Source organism: Collinsella tanakaei, assembly GCF_016900375.1.
Classification (GTDB): Bacteria; Actinomycetota; Coriobacteriia; order Coriobacteriales; family Coriobacteriaceae; genus Collinsella.
This window is the reverse complement of record NZ_JACJKB010000006.1, coordinates 71,710-85,318: the sequence shown is the minus strand read 5'-3', so window position 1 is coordinate 85,318 and position 13,609 is coordinate 71,710. Positions and strand designations below refer to the sequence as shown.

Sequence of the window (13,609 nt, the reverse complement as noted above, 5' to 3'; positions counted from 1 at the left end):
GGCAGCATTGTCCGCCGGGCCTACGTATGACAGTTAGGACGGGGCCCAGTGTCATGCTTTTCGCAAACGAGGGGCAGTCTGCCGTCCCGCCCGAAAAGCATGACAGCTGGCCCCATCCTAACTGTCACGTTAAAGGAGGTCGTAGGGCATTCGGCGGGCGATGAGGCAGAACAAGGCGAGCGCCGGCAGCGCGATGGGATAGTAGAACCACGCCGCACCCAGCACGACCAGTCGCACGAGGTAGAACACCGCACGGTGGATGCCTGTTCGGCGCTTGGTCTCGCAGCTCATGCGCACAAATCCGCCACCCGGCGTGGAGCCGTCGCGCAGCGCGGGGACCACGCACTCCACGAGCGCGAACACCACGAACGGAACGACGGTCGACCACGAGCCGTCGGCCAGGTGCTCCAGACCCTGGGTCTTGCGCAGCGCAAGGCTGATGGCACCGCAGACGACCATGGTGATGAGGCTCACGATCAGGGTGTCGAGCCAAAACGCCACGCCGCGCCGGATGACGCCGGGCGTGTAGGTGATGTCGTCCTCGTCGGCAAGGGCGCCGGGCGGAAACACCGCCGAAAGCAGCGCCGCGCAGCACCAGCCGAGCGCCGCACCCAACGTGTTGTAGATCACGTCATCGACATCGGCCGTGCGGTACGCGTACGCGTAGATGCCGAAGACGCCCGTGCCCTGCGCCAGCTCGATCAGGCACGACGTCAGCATGCCCACGAACACCGAGGGCAGAAACTTCCAGCGCAGCAGACGTCCCGCGATAAAACCGAGGGGCATGAAAAACACGACGTTGAAGGCGATCTGCGGCAACACCGCCACGCCCTCGCGGCGGAAGTCGTCAAGCGGCGCCAAGGGGTCGAGCTGCCAGGGCACGCCGTAGGTGAAGCCCAAGCCGGTGCTGCCATCGGGCAGCGGATACAGCGTGAAGCACGCGAGTCCCATGATGTAGAGAACCGCCAGGTAGGTCGAGACGATCGATACGAACTTAAGGCGACCGTCGCGATGATACAGGTAGGCCAAAATCGGCAGCGTGAGCACGAGCGAGGCAGCGGGCCATAGCGTCAGGGCCGCCACGAAGTTGTCGGTATAGCCGGCAAGAAACCGTTTGATGAGATGCATATCCACCTCTCTTTGAAGCATCGGTGCGCGCTGCCGCCGAGCGACGTCGCGCGCATCGCTATTGTGCACGCATCGTCGGGTGCGTTCCATAGGTTCGCCTTACATTCCCGTGACATCTCCGTAAGGTATGCCGTCCGGCGATTGCCTGCATCACGCTATCGGGCAGGTGGGTAAAATTACGGTGTCGGTTTTTTGAGAAAGGAGCAGTATGGACGAGGTATTGGAGTATCTGAAGAAGAACTCAACGTACTTTTTGGCAACCATGGGCTCCGAGGGCGACCCGCACGTCCGCCCCTTCGGCACCATCGCCAAATTCGAGGGCAAGCTCTACATTCAGACCGGTAAGGTCAAGCCGGTGTCCGATCAGATGCTCGCGCACCCGCGCGTAGCCATCTGCGCGACCGGCCAAGACGGCACGTGGATGCGCCTTGCGGCCGACGCGGTGCTCGATGACCGGCTCGAGGCGCGCCAGGCGGTGCTGGGCGAGTATCCCGACCTGCAGGGCATGTACGCCGCCGACGACGGCAACTGCGAGGTCTTCGCCCTCGAGAACGTCACCGCGACTTTCTACTCGTTCACCAGCGAGCCACACACGGTAACGTTCTAGCAGTGTTAATGGGCGCGGGTCCGTTCGGTCGACAGCGTGCCGACAAGAATGGACCTGGCCCCAACTTGTCGCGAGGCGCCCGAAAACATGACAGTGGACCCCGTCCTAACTGTCATGCCGGGCGCCAGCGGTTGAGGCAGGCGAATAGTTCTTGGGGACGCGGCAGCGCAAGTCCGCAGCCCGCCTCGCCGTGTTCGGCAAGCGCACTCCATCCGTGTTCGCGCAGGTAATCGTATACGGCGGCCACCGCTTCGACGAGCGTGCGGGACCCGTCGAGCAGCCCGCGCGCACCCGCTGCGCGGACAAGCTGCGCCAGGGCGGCCGTCTGCTCCGGATCGACGAGCTGCTCGACCAGGCGCATATCCGTCATGCCGCCACCGACCTGCAGCTCGTCCAGCCCGCGCACGCCCACCTTGATGCGCGGTTGCCGGCCCGCCGCGCGAGAGCGGCCCCTTCCGGCTCCTCTCCCCCGCTCGGCACGACCCCCTGCATCCGACACCGTCGCGGCGACCACACTCGGCACCGAACGCGGTGCATCCGGCATAGCCAGCGGCGTCGGTGCCGCGGCGGCCTCGACACCCCAAGACCGACACGCCTCGTGCGCACGGTCCGTGATATCGCGCGCCTCATATCGATCCATCTGAATCACCGTGTCTGCCACCGGGAAGAACGCACCCGAGCTCCCCGCCACGATCACGCAGCTCACGTCCGCCTGCTCCCACAGGTCGCGCAGGCGCTCCACGAACGGCGTGATGGGCTCGCAGTCGCGCGCCACCACCGCCTCCATCAGCGCGTCGCGCACCATGAAGTTCGTGGCCGAGGTGTCCTCATCCACCAGCAGCACGCGCGAGCCGGCCTCGTACGCCTCGACGAGCGCTGCCGCCTGCGAGGTGCTGCCGCTCGCGTCGGAGGTAGAAAAGGCCCCGGTATCGCGCCCATCGGGCAGCTCGCCGATAAACGGCGAGATGTCGACCGCATGGACGGGACGGCCGTCCTCGGCGCGCAGCTTCACCGCGCCCGCATCGCAGATGACAAACTCGCGGCCATCGCCGGCAACGTGGTCGTACACGCCGTCCTGCAGCGCCTTGAGCAGCGTCGACTTGCCGTGATAGCCGCCGCCCACGATGAGCGTGATGCCGCGCTTGATAGCCATGCCGGGCGTGGGGCCGCGATGCGGCAGGTCGAGCACGACGCGCAGAGACGCCGGCGAGGCAAAGGGCAGGGCGCCCTCCATCGGCCGCGACGAGGCGCCGCTCGCACGGGGCAGCACGGAGCCGTCTGCCACAAAGGCCACCAGCCCGCGGCGTTCGAGCTCACGGCGTATGGCAAGTTGGTCGTCGGCAAGCTCGACAGCCGCCGTCAGCTCCGCCAACGCCGCCGTATCGAACACGAGCGCCCGCCTCACGCATACGGGTACAAGCTCGCAGAGCATCCGCTCGAGACCTCGGGCGTCAACCGTTCGCCCATGCGCCGGAAAGCCCGCCTCGAAGCGCAAGATCAGCCCGCCGCTTGCCGCAACCTCGCACGCCGAGCGCGGCAGCACCTCCGGACCCGGGCGGCTCGTGGCGATCAGCCCGCTTTTGCCCGAGCCGCGCACGATGTGCGACACGCGCCCTACCTCGCGGGAAAAACGCCGAATGAGGCGATCCTCCACCACAACGCGCCGGTGCCCCGCATCGACCAGCTCCCCCGGAATCCCCGCCTGCGCAGCCGTCAACCGAACGCTCAGCTGCGAGGGCGCAGCAAAGGGATCGCCCTGCACGTGGTCGATGGACAGCGCGAAGCCGCCCATATCGTAGACACCGCGCAGGCTTTTGCACGCGGGATAGCCGCGCCGGTCGATCGCCGCAAGCTGACGGCGCAGGTCGTCCATCGTCTTCATAAGCCGCCTTTCAATCGTCCGCCCCATTATGGCGTGAAATGGGGGCGGAGGTTTTTCACACGGGCCGCACACGGCGCCATGTGAAAAAACCTCCGTCCTGATTTCACGCTATCATGGTGGACGGTCTGTATATTTCGTCACCTAGGAACAGGGGCATCCATGAACCGCACCAAGATCGCCCAGCTGTACGCCGACGCCGAGGCGCTCGGCGGCCAGCAGGTCACCGTCGCCGGATGGGTCAAGTCCGTCCGCGATATGAAGAACTTCGGCTTCGTCACGCTGAACGACGGCAGCTGCTTCAAGGACCTGCAGATCGTCATGAACCGCGACGACCTCGCCAACTACGACGAGATCGCGCACCAGAACGTCTCCGCCGCGCTCGTGGCCACCGGCACCGTCAAGCTCACGCCCGACGCGCCGCAGCCCTTCGAGCTCACCGCCGAGACCATCACGGTCGAGGGCCCCTCGGCGCCCGACTACCCGCTCCAGAAGAAGCGCGCCACCGTCGAGTTCCTGCGCACGCAGCAGCACCTGCGCCCGCGCACGAACCTGTTCCGCGCCGTGTTCCGCATCCGCTCCGTGGCGGCGGCAGCTATCCACCGCTTCTTCCAGGACCGCGGCTTCGTGTACGTGAACACGCCCATCATCACGACCTCCGACTGCGAGGGCGCCGGCGAGATGTTCCGCGTCACCACCTTCGACCCCGCGCACGCGCCAATGACCGACTCCGGTGAGGTCGACTGGAGCCAAGACTTCTTCGGCAAGGCCGCCTCGCTCACCGTGTCCGGCCAGCTCAACGCCGAGAACTTCGCCATGGCGTTCGGCGACGTGTACACCTTCGGCCCGACGTTCCGCGCCGAGAACTCCAACACCACGCGCCACGCCGCCGAGTTCTGGATGATCGAGCCCGAGATCGCCTTCGCCGACCTCGCCGACGACATGGACCTCGCTGAGGCCATGCTCAAGTACGTCATCAACGACGTCATGGAGACCTGCCCCGACGAGCTCGGCATGCTCAACAAGTTCGTGGACAAGGGCCTCATCGCGCGCCTGACGCACGTGGCGACCTCCGACTTCGCCCGCGTGACCTACACCGAGACCATCGAGATCCTCGAGGCCGCCGTCGCCGCTGGCCACAAGTTCGAATACCCCGTGAGCTGGGGCATCGACCTGCAGACCGAGCACGAGCGCTTCCTCACCGAGGAGCACTTCAAGTGCCCGACGTTCGTGACCGACTACCCCGCCGAGATCAAGGCCTTCTACATGCGCCTGAACGATGACGGCAAGACCGTCGCCGCTGCCGACTGCCTCGTTCCCGGCATCGGCGAGATCATCGGCGGCTCCCAGCGCGAGGAGCGCCTCGATGTGCTCGAACGCCGCATCGCCGAGCTCGGCATGGACGCCAGCCAGTACAAGTACTATCTTGACCTGCGCCGCTTCGGCACCTGCAAGCACGCCGGCTTCGGCCTGGGCTTCGAGCGCCTCGTGATGTACCTCACCGGCGTGGGCAACATCCGCGACGTCATCCCGCATCCGCGCACCGTCGGCAACGCCGAGTTCTAACTGCAAGTTTGGGGACAGGTTCCAAACTTTCACGGCCTCGCAGCTCGCTGCGGGGCCGTTTTTTCATGGCGGCGAATGTGCCGCTCGGCGTGCCCTCGGCGCCATCGGCCGATTGGACTGAACGCCCGTCAACTTCATTATCTGCTGTGTAAGTTATATTCCATTATCTGTACAAGATATGTTAGGCCGTCCTTGCTAGTCTTGCCCACGAGCAGCATCCCGCGCGCCCAGCAAGATAAGGAGGGACCCATGGCCATCTGTTTATCGCCCAGCATCACGCTGCCGCGTCATCGCCAAGCTCGACTTTATGCTCAGCAGCCGCTCAGGCCAAGAAACACCATCCGAAGGCTTGATACCTGTAGCCCACAGGCTACAATCGGAGGTAGCGATGTACGAGGTTGAGCGAACGGACGCATTCGACCGATGGGAAAAGAGCATCCGGGACAGAAGGACCCGCCTCGCGATCCACAAGCGCATCCGAGATATCGCGGCAACCGGCAGGCTTCTGGGAGATTGGAGATCCGTCGGAGACGGCGTGTTTGAGCTGCGTTTCCACACCGGCCCAGGGTATCGCGTCTACCTTGCGCGCAGGGGTTTCAAGCTCATCCTTCTGCTGATGGGCGGAACGAAGCGAAGCCAAGATCGCGACATTGCCTACGCCAAGCAATTATGGAGCTACTGGAAGGGTCAACATGGGAATAGAGTTTTCTAAATATGACACGGCGGACTACATCCACGATCAAGACGACGCTGCCATGTACCTGGACCTCACGGCGCACGACAACGACCCGGAATCGTTCCTCGAGGCCATCGGCGATGTCGCGCGTGCCTACAGCATGCACGCGATCGCGACGGAGGCCGGCGTCTCGCGCGAGAGCCTGTACCGCTCGCTCAGCCGCGAGGGAAACCCGCGGTTCTCGACGATCGTCAAGGTTCTGGACGCCATGGGCCTCGCCTTTCGCGTGACCACCAAGAAGCAGCTGCAGCAGGAGGCCGAAGAGGAAGAGGCGCGCTGGCAGGCCGAGCATCCCAATGCCTTCGGGGACGAGCCGGACGACAGGACAGAGCGTTTCTCGTAAGCACGGCACCCAGCCGACATGCCGTGAGCAATCGGTCGGCGGAGCGTATCGGCCGTCTGCCGGCGCAAACGTTAACTCTGTGTAACCTGCTGCATAGCGGTTTTGAGCGTTTTGCCGCCCCCTCCTATCATGATGAACTAACTCAAACGACGTGCCCGCCTCCGCGCGGCACCTGATACGCGGGTCATCCCGCACACCGTAAGGAAGGATGGTCGTGATTATGAAACGGCTCAAGACCCTGGCTTCCGCCGTTGTCGCCGGTACGCTTGCACTCGCGCTCGCCGCGTGCGGCGGCAACGATGGCGGCGCCTCCGCCGAGGGCAGCTCCACCGCCGGAGCAACCGGCGACACCTATAAGATCGGCGTGCTGCAGCTCACCGAGCATGCAGCGCTCGACGCCTCCAACGAGGGCTTCATCGCCGCGCTCGACGACGCCGGCATCTCCTACGAGGTCGATCAGCAGAACGCGCAGAACGACCAGTCCGCCTGCCAGACCATCGCGAGCAAGCTCGTCAACGATGGCGACGACCTGATCCTCACCATCGGCACGCCCGCCGCTCAGGCCGTGGCGAGCGCCACGAGCGACATCCCCATCATCGGCACCGCCATCACCGACTTTGCCGAATCCGGCCTCGTGGCCGACAACGAGGCGCCCGGCGGCAACGTCACCGGCTCCTCCGACCTCACGCCGGTCGCCGACCAGATCGAGCTACTCGAGCAGCTCGTGCCCGGCGCCAAGACCGTCGGCCTGCTGTACTGTACCGCCGAGTCCAACTCCGAGGTCCAGATCTCCATGGCCGAGGAGGCCCTCGATGCGGCCGGCATCGCGCATGAGCGCTACAGCGTGTCGAGCTCCAACGAGATCCAGCAGGTGATCGAGTCCATGGTCGGCAAGGTTGACGCCATCTACACCCCGACGGACAACACGATCGCCGCCGGCATGGCCACGGTCTCCATGGTCGCCAACGAGAACGACCTCCCCGTCATCGTGGGCTGCGACACCATGGTCGAGGACGGCGGCCTGGCCTCCTATTCCATCAACTACTACGACCTGGGCTATAAGGCCGGCGAGATGGCCGTCGAGATCCTGACCGAGGGTGCCGATCCGGCTGAGATGCCCATCGAGTACCTCGCCGCCGAGGATTGCCAGCTCATCGCCAACCAGGCAACCGCCGACGAGATCGGCATCGACATCTCCGGCCTCGAGAACGCCGAGATCGTCTAGCGCAACGCAGAACCAAGCCCGACGCGGACAGCTGCGCCGGGAACCGAACGAACTGAGGAGTACATCATGGAACGCAACATGCTCTCTCGCCGCGCCTTTGCCAAGGGCTTCACCGCCGTCGCCCTCACCGGAGCCCTGGGACTCGCCGGCTGCGGTAACTCCAGCGACGACGCCCCCGCTGCCGGCTCCACCGCCGCCTCCGGCGACGGCACGACGTACAAGATCGGCGTGCTGCAGCTCACCGAGCACACCGCGCTCGATGCCGCGAACGACGGCTTCGTGAAAGCGCTCGACGATTCGGGCATCTCCTACGAGATCGAGCAGCAGAACGCGCAGAACGACCAGTCCGCCTGCCAAACCATCGCGCAGACCCTCGTGAACGACGGCTGCGACCTCATTCTCGCCATCGCCACGCCGGCCGCCCAGGCCGTCGCCGGTGCGACGACCGAGATCCCCATCGTGGGCACCGCCATCACCGACTTCGCCGCCTCCGGCCTGGTCGACGATAACGACGCCCCCGGCGGCAACCTCACCGGCACCTCGGATATGAACCCGGTTGCCGACCAGATGGACCTGCTGCAGCGCCTGCTGCCCGACGCCAAGACCGTCGGCCTGCTGTACTGCACCGCCGAGAGCAACTCCGACATCCAGATCGCCATGGCCGAGGAGGAGCTCGACAAGCTGGGCATCGCACACGAGCGCTACACCGTGTCCTCCTCCAACGAGATTCAGCAGGTCGTTGAGTCCATGGTCGGCGCGGTCGACGCCATCTACACCCCGACGGACAACACGATCGCCGCGGGCATGACCACCGTCGCCATGGTCGCCAACGAGAACGGCGTGCCCACCATCTGCGGCGAGGTCGGCATGGTGGAGAACGGCGGCCTGGCCTCCGTGTCCATCAATTACGAGGAGCTCGGCTACCGCGCCGGCGAGATGGCCGTCGAGATCCTCACCGAGGGCGCCGATCCGGCCGAGATGGCCATCGGCACCATGACCGCCGACGAGTGCGACCTGGTGTACAACCAGCAGACCGCCGACGAGGTCGGCGTCGACGTCTCCGCGCTCGCCGATGAGGGCGGCAAGGACGTCAGCGCCGCATAACCGCGCATCCGATACGACAGCTTGCTTGGGCGGCTGGAGGCACACGCTTCCGGCCGCCCCATTTCTTCTTCTGCCCCTGCCGCGGCCCGCGGCGGCCCGCGGCGGCCCACGGCGCATTTCCACCACATTACATAACACCCCGGCGACCCTCCCCCGCGAGGTACGTGCTAGACTGTTCCGATGTATCTGCATCGTTCTCACGATGAACCCCGGCGCGCATTCCGCTGGGGTTCATTTGGCTGAATAAAGGAGGAGACGATATGGGGCTCGCCCTGCTAGGCGCCGTATCCCAGGGTATTCTCTGGGGCATCATGGTCCTCGGCGTGTTCATCACCTATAAGCTGCTCGACATCGCAGACCTGACGGTCGACGGTAGTTTCGCGCTCGGCGGCTGTGTCTGCGCCGTGCTGGTTGTCGGCGGCGTCAACCCGCTGCTTGCCATCCTCGCCGCGATGATCGCCGGCATGATCGCGGGAGCGGTGACGGGCTTCCTGCACACCGTGTTCGAGATTCCCGCCATCCTCGCCGGCATCCTGACGCAGATCGGCCTGTGGTCCATCAACCTGCGCATCATGGGCAAGTCCAACACGCCGCTGCTTAAGAACGACACCGTCTTCTCACAGGTCACGGACCTGACCGGCCTGTCCAGCAACATCGGCTCCATCATCGTCGGCCTCATCGTCGCCGTCGCGATCATTGCCGCGCTCTACTGGTTCTTCGGCACCGAGATCGGCTCGGCCTGCCGCGCCACCGGCAACAACGAGGCCATGGTCCGCGCCCTCGGCGTCAACACCAAGGTCACCAAGATGATCGCCCTCATGCTGTCCAACGGCCTCGTCGGCCTGTCCGGCGGCCTCATCTGCGAGAGCCAGAAGTACGCCGACATCGGCATGGGCACGGGCGCCATCGTCATCGGCCTTGCCGCCATCGTCATCGGCGAGGTGCTCGGCCGCCTCACCCCCGGCAAGCTGCGCGCGTTCGGCAGCCGCCTGACCGCCGCCGTCGTGGGCTCCGTGGTCTACTTCCTCATCCGCGCCGTCGTGCTCCAGCTGGGCATGGACGCCAACGACATGAAGCTCCTGTCCGCCATCATCGTGGCGCTCGCCCTGTGCATCCCCGTCGTGTGGGAGAAGTACCAGCTCAAGCGATCCTACACCCGCGCCGCGCGTCCCGAAGGGGGGCGATAGGCCATGCTGAAGGTACAAAACGTCTGCAAGACCTTCAACGCCGGCACCATCAACGAGAAGCGCGCTCTGGTCAACGTCGACCTGCATCTCGCGCCCGGCGACTTCGTGACCGTCATCGGCGGCAACGGCGCCGGCAAGTCCACGCTCATGAACATGATCGCGGGCGTCTACCCCATCGACTCCGGCGTCATCGAGCTCGACGGCAAGGATATCTCGCTGCTCTCCGAGCCCGCGCGCGCCAAGTATCTCGGCCGCGTGTTCCAGGACCCCATGATGGGCACCGCTGCCGACATGCAGATCATCGAGAACCTTGCCATGGCAAAGCGCCGCGGCAAGACCCGCACCCTTGCATGGGGCGTCACCAAGGCCGAGAAGGACGAGTACGCCGAGCGCCTGCGCGAGCTGGGACTTGGTCTCGAGAAGCGCCTGACCAGCAAGGTCGGCCTGCTCTCCGGTGGCCAGCGCCAGGCTCTGACCCTGCTTATGGCCACGCTCACCGAGCCCAAGCTCCTGCTGCTCGACGAGCACACCGCCGCGCTCGACCCCAAGACGGCCGCCAAGGTGCTCGAGCTCACCGAGAAGATCGTGGGCGAGCACCAGCTCACCACGCTGATGGTCACGCATAACATGAACGACGCCATCCGCCTGGGCAACCGCCTGATCATGATGCACGAAGGCCGCATCATCTACGACGTGAAGGGCGACGAGAAGCGCGCCCTCACCGTGTCTGACCTGCTGCAGAAGTTCGAAGAGGTCTCCGGCGGCGAGCTCGCCAACGACCGCATGCTACTGAGCTAGTGCAGTAGCGAATCTCGCTCGAATCGGTTTGTAAGCCCTGATCCAGTAAGGGATCGGGGCTTTTTCTCATCGGATCAGGTCCAGCTCCACTATTTTGGCAACCAAACTACAATTCTGTTTGGTTTTCGGGTGCCATTGGCCCATACGCGCCACACCCCTCGACAAAACCGCAGTTCGGTCCTGCGGTTTTGTCGAGGGGTATCCGGACGGTGAGCATATGGCACCGAAAAATCAAACACAATTTTCCCGAAGCGGCCTGCCACGCCCCAAACGAGCCTTTGAACCAACGAACGAGCAGCGCAAAGCAGACATATTGTTTGAACCCTTCGGGTCTTCCCGCCAAATAAGCCCAAAGAACCGGCGACCTTCCTGCCGCATCGCTGCCGGGAAGCGAATCCCGCTATGATGGACGTGGATGAACGCCTCCAACCGCACAAGGAGCTCCATGGACGAAATCGACAACGCTGTACTCGCTTTCCTGATGCATCCGCTTGTGCATCAGATCTTTTGGACCGTCGTCCTCGGTGCGGCGACCATCGTGATTTCACGCCTTGCCGCAAAGGCGCTGCGCCACCTGCTCAACATGGACAGCAATCCCCTGCCCACCACGAGCATCATCGTCAACATCGTGCGCGCAACCATCTGGGCGGTCGGTGCGAGCATCATCCTGGACAGCGTATGGGGCCAGAACTCGAACGCGATCATCACCGCCCTGGGCGTCGGAGGTATCGCGATCTCGCTGGGCTTCCAAGACACGCTCGCGAACCTGATCGGCGGCCTGCAGATGACGTTCATGGGCATCATCAAGCCGGGCGACAACATCGAGGTCGGGTCGGAAAAGGGCGTGGTGCAGGATATCACCTGGCGCCATACCACCATCAAGGACAACCTGGGGCAGATCATCGTGGTGCCGAACTCCGTGATCTCCACGACCTCGCTCGTGCACCTGCTGCCCGCCAACCGCGTGGCCGTGCCCTTCGCCGTGCCGCGCTACAAGAACGCCGCGGACGAGAAGCTCTCGATGGATGAGCTCGCCGATGCGCTCATCGGCATCGCCCGCGCGGCGGCTGAGGGCGTGTCCACGGTCATCGACGGACCCAAGGTCTTCTTCTCCGAGATCACCGAGCTGGGCATCAAGGGAACAATCGTGCTGCAGATCGAGGACGCCACCAAGACCTCGCTTGCAGCCGACGCCATCGTGCGCGCCATCGCCAACCGCATGGAGTAGACGCGGCGCTCGCAACTGACAGGGCCCCGCAGCTCGCCTGAGCTGCGGGGCCCTTTTCGTTCTTGAAGTGTGGAGCCTCCCGGCTTTTACCTGCGACGACCGCCGAACAGGTTGCGCGTGATCTGACGCGTGGCCTCGCGGCCGAACGTGCCCAGAATTGAGTTGGCCAGCCTACCGATACCCTTCATCATCTGCTCCTGCTGCTTCTCGCGAGCGCGCTCGGCACGCTCCGCCTCGCGCTCGGCCTCGCGTGCCGCCTTGGCAGCAGCCTTCTCGGCCTCACGCTCGGCCTTAGCAGCGACCTTCTCGGCCTCTTTGGCCTTCTTAGCTTCGAACTCGGCCTTCTCCTTCTCGAGCGCCTCACGCTCGGCGGCGAGCTTGTCGGCCTCGGCCTCCTCCTCGGCGGCCTCCTCGAGCTGCTCGAACGCGCTCTCGCGGTCGACGGCCTCGCCGTACTTGCCCATCAGCTCGGTCTGCCCGTCGAGCGCCGCCTTGAGCGCCTCGTCAGACGCGGCCGCCATCAGGCACTGCGGCGGCAGAATCTTCGCGCGCTCGACGATCTCGGGCTGGCCGTCCTCGTTCAGGAACGAGACGAGCGCCTCGCCCGTGCCGAGCTCCATGATGGCCTCTTCGCTGTCGAAGGCGGGATTCTCGCGGAAGGAGGTCGCCGCGGCGCGCACCGCCTTCTGCTCGGCAGGCGTGTAGGCGCGCAGGCCGTGCTGGATGCGGTTAGAAAGCTGGGCCAGCACCTCATCGGGAATGTCGGAGGGGCTCTGCGTGATGAAGTAGACGCCCACGCCCTTGGAGCGGATCAGCTTGACCACCTGGACGATCTTGTCAAGCAGCTCGCTCGGCATGTCGTTGAACAGCAGGTGCGCCTCGTCGAAGAAGAAGACGAACTTGGGCTTATCGAGGTCGCCTGCCTCGGGCATCGTGTCGAACAGCTCCGACAGCATCCACAGCAGGAACATGGCGTAGATCTTCGGGCTCTGAATGAGCTTAGCGGCGTTCAGGATGTTGATGTAGCCCTCGCCGTTCGGAGCGCAGGAGAACCAATCGGCCAGGTCGAGCGCAGGCTCGCCGAAGAAGACGTCCCCGCCCTCGTCCTCGATGGGAATGAGCGCGCGCAGGATGGCGCCGACGGACTGGGACGACACCTTGCCGTAGGTGGTCTCGTACTCCTTGGCGTGCTCGGCCACGTAGTTCAGCATTGCACGAAGGTCCTTGAGGTCGATGAGCAGCAGCTGCTTGTCGTCGGCGATGCGGAAGACGATGTCGAGCACGCCCTGCTGCACCTCAGTGAGCTCGAGCAGGCGCGCGAGCATCGTCGGGCCCATGTCGGACACGGTGATGCGCACGGGAATGCCCTGCCCGCCCAGCATGTCCCACATGCGGACCGGGCAACCGGTGTAGCTCCAGCCCTCGATGTCGAAGCGCTTGATGCGCTCCTGCATGTCCTCGGAGTCCTTGCCCGCCTCGCACATACCGGTGATATCGCCCTTGACGTCGGCCATGAACACCGGCACGCCGGCGCGGGCGAAGCCCTCAGCCATGACCTTGAGGGTAACCGTCTTGCCGGTACCGGAGGCACCTGCGATAAGGCCGTGGCGATTTGCCTGATTGAGCAGCAGGTTCACGTGCTTGCTATCGGGCTCGGCGCCGACACCCATCCAGATGGCGTTCTCTTGCAGCATGGTTTCTCCTTATCGCGATGGAGCGTACCGCCGTGGTGCCCCGCAACATAACCGCTGCTAACGATAGCAAATGACCGGCAATCTCAGAGTGACCGAATCCGATTCAAACAACCG

At 64.7% G+C, this 13,609-nt stretch carries 12 protein-coding genes; 9 read left to right on the top strand and 3 right to left on the bottom strand.

The features are described from left to right. Positions 1–129: 129 nt before the first annotated feature. Positions 130–1,128 (bottom strand): VanZ family protein, encoded by a 999-nt coding sequence (locus tag H6A16_RS05445; protein WP_204616847.1) that lies wholly within the window; start codon positions 1,126–1,128, stop codon positions 130–132. A gap of 208 nt (positions 1,129–1,336) precedes the next feature. On the opposite strand from H6A16_RS05445, the gene H6A16_RS05440 reads away from it, so the two are divergent. Further along, complete coding sequence (locus tag H6A16_RS05440; protein ID WP_204616845.1) at positions 1,337–1,735, top strand: pyridoxamine 5'-phosphate oxidase family protein; 399 nt, start codon at positions 1,337–1,339, stop codon at positions 1,733–1,735. 112 nt (positions 1,736–1,847) lie between these two features. Here the strand turns inward: H6A16_RS05440 and H6A16_RS05435 are convergent, their stop codons facing one another. Further along, entirely contained in the window at positions 1,848–3,617 is a 1,770-nt protein-coding gene (locus H6A16_RS05435; RefSeq protein WP_204616843.1) for an ABC-ATPase domain-containing protein, read from the bottom strand. Between the two features lie 159 nt (positions 3,618–3,776). Between H6A16_RS05435 and asnS the strand changes: the two genes are divergently transcribed. The 8 genes from asnS (at position 3,777) to H6A16_RS05395 (ending at position 11,801) form a co-directional block, all read left to right on the top strand. Beyond that, positions 3,777–5,180 carry an asparagine--tRNA ligase gene (gene asnS, locus H6A16_RS05430; protein WP_204616841.1) on the top strand — a complete coding sequence of 468 codons (1,404 nt, stop codon included), beginning with the start codon at positions 3,777–3,779 and terminating at the stop codon, positions 5,178–5,180. A gap of 388 nt (positions 5,181–5,568) precedes the next feature. Next, on the top strand, positions 5,569–5,892 hold the full coding sequence (locus H6A16_RS05425) for a type II toxin-antitoxin system RelE/ParE family toxin (RefSeq protein ID WP_204616838.1): 324 nt from the start codon (positions 5,569–5,571) through the stop codon (positions 5,890–5,892). Further along, a complete protein-coding gene (locus tag H6A16_RS05420) occupies positions 5,873–6,259 on the top strand; it encodes an addiction module antidote protein (protein ID WP_204616835.1) in 387 nt (128 codons plus the stop codon). The genes H6A16_RS05425 and H6A16_RS05420 overlap by 20 nt, the downstream gene beginning before the upstream one ends. A gap of 220 nt (positions 6,260–6,479) precedes the next feature. Beyond that, positions 6,480–7,484, top strand: coding sequence for an ABC transporter substrate-binding protein (locus H6A16_RS05415; RefSeq protein WP_204616957.1), 1,005 nt, complete (start codon positions 6,480–6,482; stop codon positions 7,482–7,484). A 66-nt stretch (positions 7,485–7,550) separates the two neighbouring features. Next, the gene (locus H6A16_RS05410; protein ID WP_204616833.1) at positions 7,551–8,588 is read left to right on the top strand and encodes an ABC transporter substrate-binding protein; all 1,038 of its coding nucleotides are present in this window, start codon (positions 7,551–7,553) and stop codon (positions 8,586–8,588) included. Between the two features lie 260 nt (positions 8,589–8,848). Then, positions 8,849–9,775 (top strand): ABC transporter permease, encoded by a 927-nt coding sequence (locus H6A16_RS05405; RefSeq protein WP_204616830.1) that lies wholly within the window; start codon positions 8,849–8,851, stop codon positions 9,773–9,775. Positions 9,776–9,778: 3 nt separating this feature from the next. Further along, positions 9,779–10,573: an ABC transporter ATP-binding protein gene (locus H6A16_RS05400; protein WP_204616828.1), complete on the top strand. Its 795-nt coding sequence runs from the start codon at positions 9,779–9,781 to the stop codon at positions 10,571–10,573. Positions 10,574–11,018: 445 nt separating this feature from the next. Then, complete coding sequence (locus tag H6A16_RS05395) at positions 11,019–11,801, top strand: mechanosensitive ion channel family protein (RefSeq protein WP_204616826.1); 783 nt, start codon at positions 11,019–11,021, stop codon at positions 11,799–11,801. An 86-nt stretch (positions 11,802–11,887) separates the two neighbouring features. On the opposite strand, the gene H6A16_RS05390 is transcribed toward H6A16_RS05395, so the two are convergent. Beyond that, positions 11,888–13,495: a helicase HerA-like domain-containing protein gene (locus tag H6A16_RS05390; RefSeq protein ID WP_239458224.1), complete on the bottom strand. Its 1,608-nt coding sequence runs from the start codon at positions 13,493–13,495 to the stop codon at positions 11,888–11,890. Between the last annotated feature and the right edge of the window lie 114 nt (positions 13,496–13,609).

Excerpts from the sequence above, each read along its gene's own strand:
- H6A16_RS05405 (WP_204616830.1), top strand. The coding sequence starts at position 8,849 with ATGGGGCTCGCCCTGCTAGGCGCCGTATCCCAGGGTATTCTCTGGGGC.
- H6A16_RS05420 (WP_204616835.1), top strand. The coding sequence starts at position 5,873 with ATGGGAATAGAGTTTTCTAAATATGACACGGCGGACTACATCCACGAT.
- H6A16_RS05425 (WP_204616838.1), top strand. The coding sequence starts at position 5,569 with ATGTACGAGGTTGAGCGAACGGACGCATTCGACCGATGGGAAAAGAGC.
- H6A16_RS05400 (WP_204616828.1), top strand. The coding sequence starts at position 9,779 with ATGCTGAAGGTACAAAACGTCTGCAAGACCTTCAACGCCGGCACCATC.
- H6A16_RS05415 (WP_204616957.1), top strand. The coding sequence starts at position 6,480 with ATGAAACGGCTCAAGACCCTGGCTTCCGCCGTTGTCGCCGGTACGCTT.
- H6A16_RS05435 (WP_204616843.1), bottom strand. The coding sequence starts at position 3,617 with ATGAAGACGATGGACGACCTGCGCCGTCAGCTTGCGGCGATCGACCGG.
- H6A16_RS05410 (WP_204616833.1), top strand. The coding sequence starts at position 7,551 with ATGGAACGCAACATGCTCTCTCGCCGCGCCTTTGCCAAGGGCTTCACC.
- asnS (WP_204616841.1), top strand. The coding sequence starts at position 3,777 with ATGAACCGCACCAAGATCGCCCAGCTGTACGCCGACGCCGAGGCGCTC.
- H6A16_RS05395 (WP_204616826.1), top strand. The coding sequence starts at position 11,019 with ATGGACGAAATCGACAACGCTGTACTCGCTTTCCTGATGCATCCGCTT.
- H6A16_RS05445 (WP_204616847.1), bottom strand. The coding sequence starts at position 1,128 with ATGCATCTCATCAAACGGTTTCTTGCCGGCTATACCGACAACTTCGTG.
- H6A16_RS05390 (WP_239458224.1), bottom strand. The coding sequence starts at position 13,495 with ATGCTGCAAGAGAACGCCATCTGGATGGGTGTCGGCGCCGAGCCCGAT.
- H6A16_RS05440 (WP_204616845.1), top strand. The coding sequence starts at position 1,337 with ATGGACGAGGTATTGGAGTATCTGAAGAAGAACTCAACGTACTTTTTG.